At 27.7% G+C, this 16,433-nt stretch carries 17 protein-coding genes and 1 pseudogene; 15 read left to right on the forward strand and 3 right to left on the reverse strand.

Annotated elements, in window-relative coordinates:
* The first annotated feature begins 122 nt into the window (after positions 1 to 122).
* From rlmD to Q0733_RS00875, 12 genes are all read left to right on the forward strand, one after another.
* A complete protein-coding gene (rlmD, locus tag Q0733_RS00820) occupies positions 123 to 1,577 on the forward strand; it encodes a 23S rRNA (uracil(1939)-C(5))-methyltransferase RlmD (RefSeq protein ID WP_298778351.1) in 1,455 nt (484 codons plus the stop codon).
* 84 nt (positions 1,578 to 1,661) lie between these two features.
* The gene (locus Q0733_RS00825; protein WP_298777765.1) at positions 1,662 to 1,952 is read left to right on the forward strand and encodes a 4a-hydroxytetrahydrobiopterin dehydratase; all 291 of its coding nucleotides are present in this window, start codon (positions 1,662 to 1,664) and stop codon (positions 1,950 to 1,952) included.
* A 3-nt stretch (positions 1,953 to 1,955) separates the two neighbouring features.
* Positions 1,956 to 2,411: a DUF6452 family protein gene (locus tag Q0733_RS00830; RefSeq protein WP_298777767.1), complete on the forward strand. Its 456-nt coding sequence runs from the start codon at positions 1,956 to 1,958 to the stop codon at positions 2,409 to 2,411.
* Complete coding sequence (locus Q0733_RS00835; RefSeq protein WP_298777770.1) at positions 2,392 to 3,111, forward strand: DUF6048 family protein; 720 nt, start codon at positions 2,392 to 2,394, stop codon at positions 3,109 to 3,111. The genes Q0733_RS00830 and Q0733_RS00835 overlap by 20 nt, the downstream gene beginning before the upstream one ends.
* A 54-nt stretch (positions 3,112 to 3,165) precedes the next feature.
* Positions 3,166 to 4,113 carry a 2-oxoglutarate and iron-dependent oxygenase domain-containing protein gene (locus tag Q0733_RS00840; protein WP_298777772.1) on the forward strand — a complete coding sequence of 316 codons (948 nt, stop codon included), beginning with the start codon at positions 3,166 to 3,168 and terminating at the stop codon, positions 4,111 to 4,113.
* A 1-nt stretch (position 4,114) separates the two neighbouring features.
* On the forward strand, positions 4,115 to 4,438 hold the full coding sequence (locus tag Q0733_RS00845; protein WP_298777773.1) for a translation initiation factor: 324 nt from the start codon (positions 4,115 to 4,117) through the stop codon (positions 4,436 to 4,438).
* 50 nt (positions 4,439 to 4,488) lie between these two features.
* Positions 4,489 to 5,430, forward strand: coding sequence for a DUF1835 domain-containing protein (locus Q0733_RS00850; protein WP_298777776.1), 942 nt, complete (start codon positions 4,489 to 4,491; stop codon positions 5,428 to 5,430).
* Positions 5,431 to 6,300 (forward strand): nucleoside phosphorylase, encoded by an 870-nt coding sequence (locus Q0733_RS00855; protein WP_298777779.1) that lies wholly within the window; start codon positions 5,431 to 5,433, stop codon positions 6,298 to 6,300. It abuts the gene before it with no gap.
* Positions 6,301 to 7,155 (forward strand): substrate-binding domain-containing protein, encoded by an 855-nt coding sequence (locus tag Q0733_RS00860; protein ID WP_298777781.1) that lies wholly within the window; start codon positions 6,301 to 6,303, stop codon positions 7,153 to 7,155.
* Positions 7,156 to 7,897: 742 nt separating this feature from the next.
* Positions 7,898 to 8,785 carry a hypothetical protein gene (locus Q0733_RS00865; protein ID WP_298777784.1) on the forward strand — a complete coding sequence of 296 codons (888 nt, stop codon included), beginning with the start codon at positions 7,898 to 7,900 and terminating at the stop codon, positions 8,783 to 8,785.
* A 129-nt stretch (positions 8,786 to 8,914) separates the two neighbouring features.
* A complete protein-coding gene (locus tag Q0733_RS00870; protein ID WP_298777786.1) occupies positions 8,915 to 9,061 on the forward strand; it encodes a hypothetical protein in 147 nt (48 codons plus the stop codon).
* Between the two features lie 18 nt (positions 9,062 to 9,079).
* On the forward strand, positions 9,080 to 9,217 hold the full coding sequence (locus Q0733_RS00875; RefSeq protein WP_298777788.1) for a hypothetical protein: 138 nt from the start codon (positions 9,080 to 9,082) through the stop codon (positions 9,215 to 9,217).
* A gap of 161 nt (positions 9,218 to 9,378) precedes the next feature.
* Here the strand turns inward: Q0733_RS00875 and Q0733_RS00880 are convergent, their stop codons facing one another.
* Positions 9,379 to 10,041: a uracil-DNA glycosylase gene (locus Q0733_RS00880; protein WP_298777790.1), complete on the reverse strand. Its 663-nt coding sequence runs from the start codon at positions 10,039 to 10,041 to the stop codon at positions 9,379 to 9,381.
* A gap of 37 nt (positions 10,042 to 10,078) precedes the next feature.
* On the opposite strand from Q0733_RS00880, the gene Q0733_RS00885 reads away from it, so the two are divergent.
* The 3 genes from Q0733_RS00885 to Q0733_RS00895 all read left to right on the forward strand — a co-directional run bounded on the left by Q0733_RS00885 (position 10,079) and on the right by Q0733_RS00895 (position 13,970).
* Entirely contained in the window at positions 10,079 to 12,286 is a 2,208-nt protein-coding gene (locus tag Q0733_RS00885; RefSeq protein WP_298777792.1) for a DNA mismatch repair protein MutS, read from the forward strand.
* A gap of 13 nt (positions 12,287 to 12,299) precedes the next feature.
* Positions 12,300 to 13,478: a nitrate/nitrite transporter gene (locus Q0733_RS00890; protein WP_298777793.1), complete on the forward strand. Its 1,179-nt coding sequence runs from the start codon at positions 12,300 to 12,302 to the stop codon at positions 13,476 to 13,478.
* Between the two features lie 147 nt (positions 13,479 to 13,625).
* Positions 13,626 to 13,970 carry a hypothetical protein gene (locus Q0733_RS00895; RefSeq protein WP_298777794.1) on the forward strand — a complete coding sequence of 115 codons (345 nt, stop codon included), beginning with the start codon at positions 13,626 to 13,628 and terminating at the stop codon, positions 13,968 to 13,970.
* 154 nt (positions 13,971 to 14,124) lie between these two features.
* Here Q0733_RS00895 and Q0733_RS00900 read toward each other — a convergent pair.
* A pseudogene (locus Q0733_RS00900) lies at positions 14,125 to 15,321 on the reverse strand (IS256 family transposase).
* A 166-nt stretch (positions 15,322 to 15,487) separates the two neighbouring features.
* A complete protein-coding gene (locus Q0733_RS00905; RefSeq protein WP_298777796.1) occupies positions 15,488 to 16,384 on the reverse strand; it encodes an anti-sigma factor in 897 nt (298 codons plus the stop codon).
* Positions 16,385 to 16,433: the final 49 nt, after the last annotated feature.

A 16,433-nucleotide genomic window follows, 5' to 3' on the forward strand; every position in this document is an offset into this window, starting at 1 on the left:
CTGAAAAAAGTAAAAGTTTTATTTTTTTTCTAACTTCATAAATTATAAAGCAATTATAAAATTGTTTTTAAGTGATTAAAGCCATCATTTTTCCTAATTTTGCAAATCAAAAATCAAAGAAAATGCCACGTAGAGAACGTAATAAATTTGTAAAAAAGAATCAAGTTTTAGAATTAAAAATCGAAGATTATGCCTTTGGTGGTAAAGGAATTGCAAGAATACACTCTGAAGAAGGTAGTTTTGTGGTATTTGTACCTAATACCTTGCCTGGGCAATTGGTAAAAGCTCAAATAAAAAAATCTAGTAAAAAATACGCAGAAGCGAAGTTAATTGATGTTTTAGAACCTTCGGATGATGAAATTGAAGTTCCATATCAAGATATTCCTGGTGCTCCGTACATTCAACTACCAATCAATTTACAGCATAAATATAAAAAAGAAAGCACTTTATCTTTATTTAGAAGAATTGGTAAAGTAGAAAATATCGAAGATTTATTTGATGAATTTATAGCCTCACCAAACGTATTTCACTATAGAAATAAAATGGAGTACGGCTTTTCTGCAATTGGTTATGACAGAGTTAATAAAACCGATAAGGATGAGTTTACTTTAGGTTTTAAAAGACGTGGTGTTTGGTGGATGGGAGACAATTTAGAAAAAGATTCTGGTTTGTTTGACAAACAAATGGAAGACAATCTAAAAAATATAAGACAATATTGTATTGAAACTGATTTAGAGCCTTGGCATGGACCAAAAAAAGAAGGTTTTTTTAGGTATTTTGTAGTAAGAAAATCATTTAAAACAGATGAATTATTGTGTAATTTAGTAACCACTTCTGCTAATTTAGATAAGTTTGATTTACAAAAATTTGCTTCTTTCTTAAAAGGCATTTTTGGAGAACGTTTGGCTGGTTTATTACATACTATAAATGATGAAACGGGAGACAGAACAATTGCAACTTCGGGTAGTTTAGAGTTGGTTTACGGTAAAGAGAAAATTGTAGAAGAACTCTTAGGTTTAAACTTTGAAATTAGTATGAAAAGCTTTTTTCAAACCAATCCAAAATGTGCAGAAAAATTATATTCTAAAGTAGTAGAATATGTTTTAGAAGATAAATCTAAAGTAGACAATAATGTTGTAATGGATTTATTTTGTGGTACAGGAACCATTGGGCAAATTGTTGCTTCTAAAAGTGAGAACGCAAAAATTGTTGGTGTAGATATTGTAGCTTCTGCCATTAAAGATGCACAAAAAAATGCCAAAAGAAATAACATTGAAGGCTTAAAGTTTTATGCTGCAGATGTTGGTAAATTCTTAGCTGCGCATCCAGAATATCAAGATAAAATTAAGACCATTATTTTAGACCCTGCCAGAGCAGGAATTGCACCAAAAACATTACAAAAAATAATCAATTTAAATGCTGATAGAATGGTATATGTTTCTTGTAATCCTGCAACACAAGCTAGAGATACAGAGCTACTAAGAGAAGCTGGTTATCAAATTAAAAAAATAAGTTTGGTAGATCAATTTCCTCATACAAGTCATATAGAAACTGTGGTTTTGTTTGAAAAATGTTAAATCAAATCATAATTTATTTAGATTTAAACAATATTTACTTTAATCATTATATATTAGTCAAAGAAATTAAATAATCTTTTTCTTATGAAAAAACTTACAGAATTTGAAATCAATAAAAAACTAGAAGACCTTACAGATTGGGAATTTTATGACGATGCATTACATACAGATTTTGAGTTTGATAACTTTAAAGATTGTATGTCTGCAATGAATAGAATTGCTTTTGAATGTGAAGCATTAAATCATCATCCAGAATGGACAAATATTTATAACACCTTAGACATTTCTTTATCAACCCATGATGCGCAAGGTGTAACAGAATTAGATTTTAAATTAGCCGAAGCAATTAACAAAATTGTAGAAGTAGAAGAATAAAGTATGAAAAAAATAATCACAATTCTTTTTTTATCAATCATCATTATTTCTGCTTGTGAAAAAGATGATTTTTGTTTACAATATCCAGTTACACCTAATTTAGTTTTACGTTTTTATGACGCAGATGATAGAGAAACTACTAAAGAAGTTACTGATTTTTACATATGGGCAGAAGGCAAAGACAGTATTTATGCTAATATTAGTACAGATTCATTGGCAATTCCTTTAAATAGTTTAGCAACAGAAACAGTTTACAATTTTTCAACTGGAGATGTTGTAAATCAATTTACTATAAACTATACTACTGAAGACGAATATGTTTCTCGTTCTTGTGGTTTTAAAGTTATTTTTAACGATGTAACTTTTACATCAGATAATACTTGGATTACAGATTTTACACCAGAAACTTTAACAACTATAGACAATCAAGATGAAGCTCATGTACAAATATTTCATTAGTTTTTTATTCCTGTTTTTTATTATTGATGGGTTTTCTCAAAAGCAAAAAAAAGACACGCTAATTAATTCAAAAAAAGATACAATTATTTATAAAACTTCTTATGGAGTTCGATTAGGAGTAGATATAAGTAAACCAGTTTTGGGTATTTTTAATAGTAGCTATAGTGGGTTTGAAGTTGTTGGAGATTATAGAATATCTAAAAACTTTTATGCTGCTGCAGAAATTGGTTTTGAAGAAGAAACTACAAAAGAAGATTATACAAACTCAACATCAAAAGGAAGTTATATTAAATTAGGTTTTAACTACAATGCTTATGAAAATTGGTTAGACATGAATAACGAGATTTTTCTTGGTTATAGATATGGATTTAGCCTTTTTGAACAAACCTTAAATAGTTATACTCCTAATATTATTGACCCAGACAAAACCACTTATTTTACTACGAATGAAATAACAACACCAATAACAGCAACAAGTTTAAATGCTCATTGGTCTGAATTTGTATTAGGTTTTAAAGTAGAAACATTTAAAAACTTCTATATTTCTGCAAGTGTTTCTTATAAAGTTTTAATGGGCATAAAAGATCCTGAAAATTTTAAAACCCTCTACTCTCCCGGTTTTAATAGAGTTTTTGAAAGCAATACAGGATTTGGGTTTAACTACACATTAAGTTATTTAATTCCATTTACTAAAAAATAATGTAGCTAATTGCCATTTTTTTTTAACTTTAACACTTTTACTAAATTTAAAAAAATGAATAAGATACCAAGCGTAAATTTGTCAGATTTTTTATCAGAAGATAAAAGTCAAAAACAAAAATTTATTGACGAAATTGGTCACGCATACGAAAACATAGGTTTTGTTGCTTTAAAAGGTCATTTTTTAGATGATAAATTAGTTGATGATTTATATTCTGAAATTAAAAAGTTTTTTAGTTTACCAGAAGAAATAAAAGAAAAATATGAGATTCCTGGAATTGGAGGACAAAGAGGTTATGTTTCTTTTGGAAAAGAATCTGCAAAAGGGAAAAAAGAAGGAGATTTAAAAGAGTTTTGGCATTTTGGTCAATATGTAGATGATAACTCTAAATATGCAAATGAATATCCTAAAAATGTTAATGTAGAAGAATTACCAAAATTTAATGAAGTAGGTAAACAAACCTATAAAATGCTAGAAAAAACAGCCAAATATGTATTACGATCTTTGGCCTTACATTTAGATTTAGAAGAAACCTATTTTGATAACTATATCAAAAACGGAAATAGTATTTTAAGACCTATTCATTATCCGCCTATTAAAACAGAACCAAAAGGTGCTGAAAGAGCTGCTGCCCATGGAGATATCAATTTAATTACTCTTTTAATGGGGGCTCAAGGAAAAGGGTTACAAGTTCAAAATCATAAAGGAGATTGGATTGACGCTGTTGCAGAACCTGATGAATTAATGATAAATGTTGGAGATATGTTATCACGTCACAGTAATAATAAATTAAAATCTACGATTCATAGAGTAACAAATCCGCCAAAAGAAATGTGGGGAACCTCACGTTATTCTATTCCATTTTTTATGCATCCAATTTCTGATATGAAACTAGACGTATTAGAAAATTGTATTGATGAAAATAACCCAAAACAGTTTGATAATATTACAGCTGGTGAGTTTTTAGATGAACGATTAAAAGAATTAGGTTTAAAAAAATAAAATGGACTTCAGAGATCAATTAAAAAATTTATTTCCAGAACATAAAGAATCAGTAGAACCTGTAAAAGAAAAATCTAATATTTGGTTACAAGATGATCCAATAATTTGTAAGTACGAAAAAAGAAAAGGGAAACCAATTACTATTTTGGAAGGCTATTCTGGAGCTACATCAGACTTTAAAATTTTAGCAAAAGAAATAAAAACTAAATTATCTGTTGGTGGTAGTTTTAAAGACGATAAAATTATTATTCAAGGTGATTTTAGAGATAAAATTATGGCAATGTTAAAAGAAAAAGGATTTAATGTAAAAAGAGTTGGTGGCTAGTTATCAACACTTAAAAATAAAAAATTAAAATAAACGTTTGTTATTTTAATATGGCGAGGATATTACACATTACAAATGGAGATAGTACAACCAACTATCTTAACAAACTAAAGTTTTCCGGCGATTTTATTACTTGGAGAGAAATGCTTTGTGAAGGTAAAACTACCACAGATGTAGGTAGTGAAACCTTTTGGAAAAACAGATTTTATTTTTTTAAAACCTCTTACAATATAAGCAAACAAAAATTTATAGATTACACTTTAAAGGAATACAGAAATCTATGTAACCAAAAATCAAATGATGAAATTGTTTTATGGTTTGAACATGATTTGTTTTGCCAAATTAACATGTTAGCTGTAATTAGTTGGTTAAAGCGTTTCAGAAAAGGATATCACATTTCTTTAGTTTGTAGTGGAAATATAAAGGGCTCAGAAAGAAGAGTAGGTTTATCTGAATTAGATAACAATCAAATAAATGAGCACTTTAAAAACAGAGTTACTCTAACACAAGATGATATTGAATATGGAGATTATATATGGCAACTGTATTGTTCAAATACTCCACTTCGTTTAGAAACTGTCTATAATTTTAATCAAATATCGTCTTTTAAATATTTAGCAACTGCCATTGAAGCACATTTAAAAAGATTTCCTTCAATAAAAAATGGTTTAAGTTCAGTTGAAAATAACATTTTACAAACGGTAGAAAAACAACAACCAAAATCAAAGAATAAGCTAATAACAGAACTTTTAAAAACTGAAGAAGTTTATGGTTTTGGAGACCTACAATATGAAAATAAAATAAATAAACTTTCAAAATTATTTTCTTCATTTAATCCTATAAAATTAAATAAAATAGGAAAACAAGTCATAGAAAATCAAGTTAATTTTTATGGCCAATTAAGAAATGATAATTCATATCTTGGTGGTTCTAAAAAATATAGTTTTTTATATAATGATGATTCTAAAAAACTATTACAAATAACCTCTTAAATGCCAATAAAACAGTCTGAACTAATCTTAAATTCTGATGGAAGTATTTATCATTTGAATTTAAAACCAGAACATATTGCTACAACAATTATTTTTGTAGGTGATCAAGATAGAGTTGATAAAGTTACTGACTACTTTGATTCTATTGAATTTACAACTCAAAAGCGTGAATTTAAAACAACAACAGGTTTTTATAAAAACACTAGAATTTCAGTTATTTCTACGGGTATTGGACCAGATAATATAGACATCGTTTTAAATGAATTAGACGCTTTAGTAAATATCGATTTTGAAACTAGAAAAATAAAAGATAAATTAACAAAACTTAATATTATAAGAATTGGCACCTCAGGTTCTTTACAAAAAGACATCCCTGTAGATAATTTTTTATTGAGTTCTCATGCTTTAGACATTAATGGCATGCTTCATTCTTATAAAGTTGATACAATTTCACATCCAGAAATAGAAGATGCATTTGTAAAGCATACTAATTGGTGCTCTAAAAAAAGTTACCCTTTGATAATTTCTAATTCTGATAACTTATCAAACAAAATAGCTTCAGATAAAGTTTATCAAGGAATTACTGTAACTGCTGGAGGATTTTATGGCCCACAAGGTAGAGTTTTACGTTTAGCAATTCAAGATAAAGATTTAAATAAAAAAATTGATAGTTTTAATTTTAACGGAAATAAAATTACCAATTTAGAAATGGAAACTTCTGCTATATATGGTTTATCAAAACTTTTAGGACACAATGCAGTATCTATGAACGCCATAATTGCCAATAGAGCAAATGGTACTTTTAGTAAAAACCCTAAGAAAGTTGTAGCAGATTTAATTAAATATACATTAAAAAAATTAGTTAATTAAATGACAAATTTAAAAGTTGGAGGAGTTCCAGAGCATTTTAATTACCCTTGGTATCTTACACTAAAAAATAAAGAATATTCAAAACACAATATAAATCTTCGTTGGCAAGATTACCCTGGTGGAACAGGACAAATGTGCAAAGCATTAAGAGATGGATCAGTAGATATTGCCATTGTATTAACAGAAGGAATTATTAAAGATATTGCTGCAGGAAATCCATCTAAAATTGTACAAACATTTGTAAAAACCCCCTTAATTTGGGGAATTCATGTAGGCGCAAAATCAAAATTTAAGAAAATTGAAGATTTAAAACATGCAACAATTGCTATAAGTAGATTTGGTTCAGGATCACATTTAATGGCAATTGTAAATGCCTACAACCAAGGTTGGAATGTAAAAAACTTAAAATTTAAAGTAATTGACAATTTACAAGGTGGTATTGATGCACTTACAAACGGCGAAGCAGATTATTTTATGTGGGAACATTTTACCACAAAACCTTTAGTTGACAATGGTACATTTAGAAGAATTGACGATTGCCCTACTCCATGGCCATGTTTTGTTGTTGCTGTTAGAAACGAAGTTTTAGAAAATAATTTTAATGAAGTAAAAAAAGTTTTAGACATTATAAACACAGAAACTAAAGACTTTAAAAGCATAAATAATATTGATAAAATTCTTGCTGAAAGATACGTGCAGCAACTAGAAGACATTCAAGAATGGCTAAAAATTACCGAATGGAATGACGGAAAACCAATAACAAAAAATATAGTAACACGAATTCAAAATAAAATGATTGCTTTTAACGTTATTGATGAGAAGAAAAATTCAGGTAAATTCATAAAAAATATGTAATTCTGAGTTTTTTAGTGCTTACGTATTTAATTCATTAAAATACCACTTTAACTTTTCTACAAAAAAAAACAATTTTAACTAAACATTTTTATATTGATTAAGTTCCAAACTAAGTAAATAAACATACTGAATACAAATCTTTATCAATCTATAAGTTTGATTTAAATATTATAATACCCAAATTAAAACATTATCAATTTAACTTACAAAACAAGAGGAAGTGTGTATTTTATTATGTACTTCCTATTCAAGAAAAGGTAAATACTAATAGATTTAAATAAAGTTTAATATGAAGGTTTTTTTTTAAACAAATTGACACTTATAAATAACAAATTATAATACCTTCTTTAATTTTATATATTTTTCTACCTAAAAATCTATTTTATTAATATCTAATATGCTGCTTGAAAAACTATTTCATAAATAAAACAAGTATTATTTAATCTTTACTCTAACTATATCTGACATTATTAATATTTTTTTTTATAATTATAAAAAAATAAATATGTAATTGATTTCTTTTAATAAACTATAAATTAATAATAATAATTTAATAATTAATTAATATTTATATCTGATTATATTAATTTTTACTAAAATTAAAAACATAATTATTCATGTGTTTTTAGTTAAATATTTAAACATATCGTATTTTTTTTTTAAAAATATTGAAATATTAATAATTATATACTATATTTGAAACAGTAAATTAATAATTTTCCCTTTTTAAAATTCTTTAACAATGAAAAAATTTAAAATTTTATTTTTATTCCTATTAACAGTTTTTTTACAAAATTGTGACAACACAGACGAGTCTATTGATGCATTAGAAGATCCTACCACTCTTTCACCAAGTGAAGTCATTAGTGAAGGTGCAAATGCAACCCCTTATCAATTTGATTCAGATTGGGGGGCTAACTCTTATTGGGCCAGTACTATTGTAAGTACCTATTGGACTAACATATTAAAAGGACATCACGCAAATGCTGCAAGTACTTTTGGTATTAGTGAACCTAGATTATATTTAATAGGAGGTTCAGGTTCAAATAATGCTAAATCTTATCATGCTGGTTATGTACTATGGGGTGAACAGTTTTTAGATTTAGCTAACAACTATGGCACAACTGCCGTGGCTTATATAGCAGCTCATGAAGTTGGACACCAAGTACAATTTCAAAATAATTACCCTTCAAAAAGATACCAAACTAATACAATTGAATTACAAGCAGATTGCTTTGCAGGATATTATGTAAGACGTAAAGTAACAGCTAATTCAACTAATCATAGTAGAGCTGCTAACTTTGCTTATTCTATTGGTGAGAATATTACAAATGGTACACACGGTAGTAAAGGTCAAAGAAGAGCATCAACAAGAATTGGTCTATATTTAGGTAAGTGGAATTTAACTAATGCTCAAATAGATTACTATTTTGATAGATATTATGCTAACTTAATATATCCTGGTACATTCAATAACTATTATGGTAAGGATAGTCAATTAACAAAAGTAGAAAAAGAAATTTTTGATTTCTTTTCAACTAAAACAGAAGAACTTAGTCGTATTTATAACGAAGAAATGTCTGACGAAGAATACTTCAAAGATTTAAAACTTGATCCAATACAGTCTTAAACAAATAATTTAAACAAATAACTAAATAATATAAATTATTAATTTACTTTAAAAGCACTTCAAAAAAGAAGTGCTTTTTTATTTTTTATATTATCTTTCCTAAATTAATTGAAAAAAAAATTAGTATTTATGAATTTATATAAAATTTCTAAATGGAAAAACGGAAAACCAATAACAAAAAATATAGTAACACGAATTCAAAATAAAATGATTGCTTTTAACGTTATTGATGAGAAGAAAAATTCAGGTAAATTCATAAAAAATATGTACATTTAGATCATAAAATTAAAAATAATGAAAAAAGCAGTATTTATTGCAGTTTGTATATTAGGGATTATTTGTTTTTCATCATGTAGAAGCACTTCACAATCTTGTGGATTAGCAGATACTACAACCATCCAAACAACATTAAAACAAGTGGATTTAGTATAAATAAATTTGTTTCTTAATTTCAAATTCAATGAATCCGCTAATAAGCGGATTTTTTTTTGAAGCTATTTCCTGCTTTCATTACTCGCTTTTTTTCATTCTTCAAAAAGAGCTCAAACAAGCCATTCAATCAGGGCTAAACCAACTTATAAGCTTATCTATTTTCACCAATTAACTTCTTTTTTATGAATCGATTTCAAAAACGTATTTGTTTTAGAAAAATGCTTACTTCCAAACCAACCTCTCCAAGCACCTAAAGGAGATGGATGTGGAGCTGTAAAAATTATATGTCTATTTGTATCTATAAATTTAGATTTACTCTCAGCAAATTTTCCCCATAATAAAAAAACAACATTCTCTTTTTTATCAGAAATCAATTTAATTACAGCATCAGTTAAAACTTCCCAACCTTGCTTTTGATGACTTCCGGCCTCATGTGCTCTAACAGTTAAAGTTGCATTTAATAATAAAACACCTTGTTTTGCCCATTTTTCTAAATTTCCACTCTCTGGATAATCGCTACCTAAATCTTCAGATATCTCTTTAAAAATATTTTTTAATGAAGGTGGATGCTTAATTCCATCCTTTACAGAAAAACACAAACCATTTGCTTGATCTAAATTATGATAAGGGTCTTGCCCAATAATAACCACATTTAAATCATCAAAAGAACAAAAATTAAAGGCAGCAAAAATAGCAGACTCTTTAGGATAACATTCATGATTCTTATATTCTATATCTACAAAATCAATTAGTTTTTTAAAATATGGTTTTACAAATTCATTTTGTAAAATATTTTTCCAGCTATCAGCAATATTTACCTGCATAGTTTAGTATTTTTGTAGAGATTTCAAAGATAGTATTTTGACTAAAAACATATCAGAAAAAACATTACAAGATTTAGAGTTTTCAACAGTTTTACAACAAATTTCAGAATTTTGTATTTCTGGTTTGGGTAAAGAAAATGTACTTGAAATAAAACCAATTTCTAACAAAAAAAAGTTATTTAATGAGCTAAATTTAGTAAACGAATATCTTTCTTCTTTTCAGAGTGAAAACAGAATTCCTAATCATAGTTTTGATGATATTACAGAAAGTGTAAAACGTTTAGCTATTGAAAATAGTTTTATAGAAACACAAGCTTTTTTAAAAATTGCTACAACCTCTATAACAGTAAATGAATTAATTAAATTTTTTAAAAAATTTAAAATTCAGTTTCCTACTTTCTTTGAATTATCACAGCAAATTGAATTTACCACTTTTGTAGATGATGAAATTAAAAAAATAATTGATATTTCTGGAGAAGTTAAAAACAATGCATCACCAATTTTAAAACAAATTAGAAAAGATATTAATCTAGTACGAGGTAAAATTGGTGCCAGCTTTACATCTGCTTTAACAAAAGCAATTACATCTGGCTATTTAGATGATATTAAGGAAACTGTTGTAGATAATCAAAGAGTTTTAGCTGTTACTGCAATGCATAGAAGAAAAGTTGCTGGTAGTTTATTAGGAGCTTCTAAATCTGGTAATATTGTATATATTGCACCGCAAGCAACACTTTCTTATAGTAGAGAATATCAAAATTTAATTTTTGAAGAAAAGCAAGAAATTGTAAAAATTCTTAGAATTCTATCAGAAAAAATTAGACCATCTGTTTATTTGCTAAAAGAATACCTTACTTTTTTAATACATATAGATGCCATTGGAGCAAAAGCAAAATATGCGAATGAGATGAATGCTATTTTACCAAAAATATCTATGGATAAAAAGGTATTTTTTAAAAATGCATATCACCCTATTTTATGGAAAAAAAATAAAGAACAGAACTTAAACACAGTTTCTCAAACTTTAGAATTAAACGAAAAACAACAAATTATAGTTATTTCTGGCCCTAACGCTGGCGGTAAAAGTATTACTTTAAAAACCATTGGTTTATTGCAAGTTATGTTGCAAAGTGGTCTTTTAATCCCTGTTGATGAACGCAGTCAAACCTATATTTTTGATACGATTTTAACGGATATTGGAGACAACCAATCAATTGAAAATCAACTAAGTACTTATAGTTACCGTCTGAAAAATATGCGCTATTTTTTACGTAAGTGTAATGAAAATACCTTGTTTTTAATTGATGAATTTGGTACAGGTTCTGACCCTGAACTTGGAGGCGCTTTAGCTGAAATTTTCTTAGAAGAGTTTTATTATAAAAAAGCTTTCGGAATTATAACAACCCACTACTCTAATTTAAAAGTTTTAGCAAACGAATTAGAGAACGTTACAAATGCTAACATGCAATTTGATGAACGTTCTTTAGAACCATTATACAGATTGTTTATTGGGCAAGCGGGTAGTTCTTTTACTTTTGAAGTGGCTCAAAAAAACGGAATACCTTTCAGTTTAATTAACAAAGCAAAAAAACGAGTTGAAACTGAAAAAGTACGTTTAGATAAAACAATTTCTAAACTACAAAAAGAAAGAAATCGTTTACAAAAAAACTCAGATAATCTAGAAAAACAAAAAACTAAGGGACAAGAGCATCTAGATAATTTACAAGCTAAAGAACAACGCATTCAAGATAAGTTAGCTGGTTTTCAAGATTTATATGATAACAACCAAAAAATGCTTTCTTTAGGTAGAAGAACAAATGAACTTTTAAATAAATACTTTCAAACCAATAATAAAAAAGAGTTAAATGCTAATTTTAATAAATGGGTGGCTGATGAGAAAGTAAAACACTTAAAGAAAAGTCCTACTAAACCAAAAACAAAAGCTCAAAAACAAAAAGCTAAGGTTGTAGAAAAGAAAATGCAAGAAGTAATTAAAAAAGTAGAAAAAGAGGTTTTACAAAAAGTGGTTGAAGTTAGAAAAGAAAAGAAAATTGAAGCTATAAAAATTGCCAAAGAAAAATCTGAATATATTTTTAAATTAAATGATAGAGTAAGAATAATAGATTCTAATTCTGTTGGTACAATTGATAAAATTGATAAAAAAAGTGTAACTATTAACTATGGAATTTTTACAACCAAAACTTCTCCAGAGAAAATAGAACTGGTAGAAAAAGGAAAAAAGTAACTTTTATAAAAAAATGACTAGTAAAAAACACATTTTACCAATTATTGTTATCTCTCAATTTTGTTGTACAACCTTATGGTTTGCTAGTAATGGTATAATTACTGAACTTATTGAAAACTTTCACTTAAAAAACAATGCTTTAGGTCATTTAACCACTGCTGTTCAGTTTGGTTTTATTTTAGGAACATTAATTTTTGCAATATTTATGATTGCCGATAGGTTTTCTCCTTCAAAAGTATTTGCTGTAAGTGCTTTTTTAGGAGCTATTTTTAATATTTTACTAGTGTTGACAAATAATAGTTTAGAAAGTTTAATATTATTTAGATTTCTTACTGGCTTTTTTCTTGCTGGAATCTATCCTGTTGGAATGAAAATTGCTACAGACTACTATGAAAAAGGCCTAGGTAAATCACTTGGTTTTTTAGTTGGTGCATTAGTAATTGGTACCGCTTTTCCTCATTTAATGAAGGACATGTTACATCTTATTAGTTGGAAATATGTAATCTACACTACATCTACACTTGCGATTCTTGGTGGTGTTTTAATGTTTCTTTTAGTTACCGATGGCCCTTTTAGAAAATTTTCTAAAAATATAGATTTATCTACATGTTTTAAAATATTTAAAAATAAAGAATTAAGAACTGCTTCTTTTGGATACTTTGGGCACATGTGGGAACTGTATGCCTTTTGGACTTTTGTTCCTGTAATTTTAAAAACTTATGTTAATTTACACAAAAATGTGACTTTTAATATTCCTCTTTTATCGTTTTGTATTATTGCTTTAGGTGGTGTTTCTTGTGTTTTTAGTGGTTATTTTGGTGAACGTTTTCAAGTAAAAAGAACTGCATATATTGCCTTACTTTTATCTGGTATTTGTTGTTTAATATCACCCATAATGTTTTCTGTAAATAATGAATTCTTATTTATCTTCTTTCTTATTTTTTGGGGTGTTATGGTTATTGCAGATTCTCCTTTATTTTCTACACTGGTTTCTAAAAGTGTACCATTAGAAACAAGAGGTACAGCACTTACAATTGTTAATTGTATTGGTTTTTCTATCACTATTATAAGTATTCAACTAATAAGCAATTTATTAGAAATTACAAATTCTAGTCTTATTTATATGATTTTAGCCTTAGGTCCAATCTTAGGTTCATTCTTTTTAACTAAAAAAAGAGCTCTTAAAAGTTAAGAATTAGTACTACTATTTAATACAATATTTTGTTTTCTTAATTTCAGTTAAAGTGTGTTAAAAATATATTAAAGTGTGTTTTTATCTGAAACGTTTTTTAAAATAAGCCGTCTTTATCATATACACATTTAACTTAAAACATTTATTATGAGAAATTTAAAATCTATTATCGCAATTTTAGCAATTAGTTTATCAACAGTATTTTCTATAAACGCTACAGAAAAAAAACCTACGAAAATAACAAAAGAATTAAGATCTGAAATTATTTCTTTAATTGGAAAAAATATTCCTTTAGTTTTAAAAAGCACTTCATCAGCAGAAATTTCATTTATGGTTAATAATAAAAATGAGCTAATAGTTTTTTCAGTTGATTCAAAAGAAAAAGAATTTAACTCTTACATTAAAACTAAATTAAATTACAAAAAAGTAAATGTTAAGGGAACAAAAAAAGGAGAAATTTATAGAATGCCTGTAAAAATTAATATAAAATAAAACAACTGGTTGGTTAGTTGGTGCCCAATATTAATTTAGTATTATGTTGGGCATTTTTTTTAAATACTAAAAGCAAGAATAAAAATATTTATTCTTGCTTTTTTAGACACTTTCCCACAAAGTGTGTAAGTTAAAAATTACAGGATTAGATTTTTCATAATTTAATCCTGTTTTCAAATATAGCCAAAAATTGGTTTAAAATAATGCCCCAATTTCTAATGGGCATCGTCCATTTTTTTGTAGATTCTCTTAAAGCTAAAAATACAGATTTAATTACTGCGTCATCTGTAGGGTAAGAGAGTTTGTTTTTAGTGTATTTTCTAATTTTCCCATTTAGGTTTTCTATTAAATTAGTGGTGTAAATAATCGTTCTAATTTCTAGTGGAAAATCGAAGAAAACAGTGAGTTCATCCCAATTATTTTCCCAAGATTTAATAGCATAAGAATATTTAGAGTTCCATGTTTTTTTAAAATCTTTTAGAGCAGCTTTAGCAGCTTCTTTTGTTGGAGCTGTATAGATTTGCTTCATATCTTTTGTAAAAGCTTTTTTATCCTTCCAAACCACATATCTACAAGAATTTCTAATTTGATGCACTACACATATTTGAGTGGTCGAATTTGGAAAAACGGTTTTAATGGTATCTGTGAATCCGTTTAAATTATCAGTAGCAGTAATTAATATATCTTGTGTTCCTCTGGCTTTTATATCGGTTAAAACAGTCATCCAAAAAGAGGAAGATTCGTTTTTGCCTAACCAAAGTCCTAAAACTTCTTTTTTTCCATCAACTCTTAATCCAACAGCAATGTAAATGGTTTTGTTTATGACTTTGGAATTTTCTCTTACTTTAAAAACAATTCCGTCCATCCATACAATGAGATAGCAGGCTTCTAAAGGCCTATTTTTCCAAGCAATAATATCAGAAGTAACTTTATCTGTGATTCTAGAAATTGTTGAACTAGAGATGTTATAGTTATATAATTATCGTATTTGTTCTTCAATATCTGTGGTACTCATTCCTTTGGCATACAAAGAGATAATGATATTTTCAACACCATCTGCTGTACTCTCTCGCTTTTTAATTAGCATTGGATTGAATGTAGAATCTCTATCTCTTGGAACTTGAATTTGTGTTTCTCCTAAATGAGTCTTTATGGTCTTGGTTCCATAACCATTTCGTGAATTAGGATTGTTACTCTTTTGATGCTTATCGTACTCTAAATGAGCATCTAATTCACCTTCTAAAATTTTTTCTACTCCTCGCTTATGGAGTTGTTCTATAAAACTGGTAAGTTCTGAACCTGTTTTAAATTGTTTTAAAAAATCATCGTTTAATAAATCTTCTGGTTTCATAATAAAAGTGTGTTTATAAATTTAGTGATTATTTAATCGTAAAGTTATTTCCGTAATTTTTCCTCATGGAGCAATTTTAAGATTGCCCTAGAAAAATTACAGAATAACTGTACTTACACACTTTTTGGTTTAGTACCCTTTTTTAATTTTTATAAAGAGATAACATCTATCTAGTAACACTACCTGTTAATTCTGCTAGGGGTCCTGCGCCCATTGTAATAACTGTATGATTCATTGCTTCAGATGGTACAACATGTGCTAAAGGCTTTAATGTAAAAGGTGCATCACTATTATCTGGGCTAGGTTCTACAGAAATTACAATTGTTGCTCCTTTTAAATCTGTTGGAAAATCTACGCCAGCAGCCGAACCTATTAAATAATCTTCACCCGGAAAAGCTGGCCCATCACCTTCTGTTCCTTTATAAGGAGAAGTTGCTGCATTATCATCTGCTTCTTCTGGACTTGTAAAAGTTCCTGTACTTACAGGCGTTCCATCTAAAACTACCCAACCTTCATATTTCCATCCATCTGTTAAAGTTGGTAAACCTAATCCAGCTACAGCTCCTGCTGTATCAGAATTATCTAAAAACCAAACTCCACTTTCTTCATTTGTATCATCACTATCAGTTGGCGTTGCTAATATATATTTACCCCAAGATTCTCCTAAAGTATTAATTGTACTCGTTTCTGATACAACTATATTATCTGAACTTAATGTTGCAGAAGTTCCTGAAAATGCTCCTGATAAAATTTTTGTTGATGCTGGCGCTGGATCAGAATCTACTGCTGGTTCTATAGATAATACAAAATCTGTTGCTGAGTTTAAAGCATTAATATCAACTGAATATGTTTGAGGAAATACTACACTAGAAAAAGTACCTGTACTTACTGGTGCCCCATCAACAATTAACCATCCTTCGTATACAAATTCTGAACCTAATTCTTCTAAACCTGTTAAATCTATTGTTAAATTACTTGTTGTTGGTAAATTTTCACTGTCATTACATGAAGCAAAAAAAACAATTGTTGCACATAAATATGCTAATTTTAAAACTTTTTTCATCTTATTGTTGTTTATTATTATTTAACTACAAATTTAGATTGATAAAATA

Origin of the sequence: uncultured Polaribacter sp., from assembly GCF_947500975.1 — a bacterium.
Lineage (GTDB): Bacteria > Bacteroidota > Bacteroidia > Flavobacteriales > Flavobacteriaceae > Polaribacter.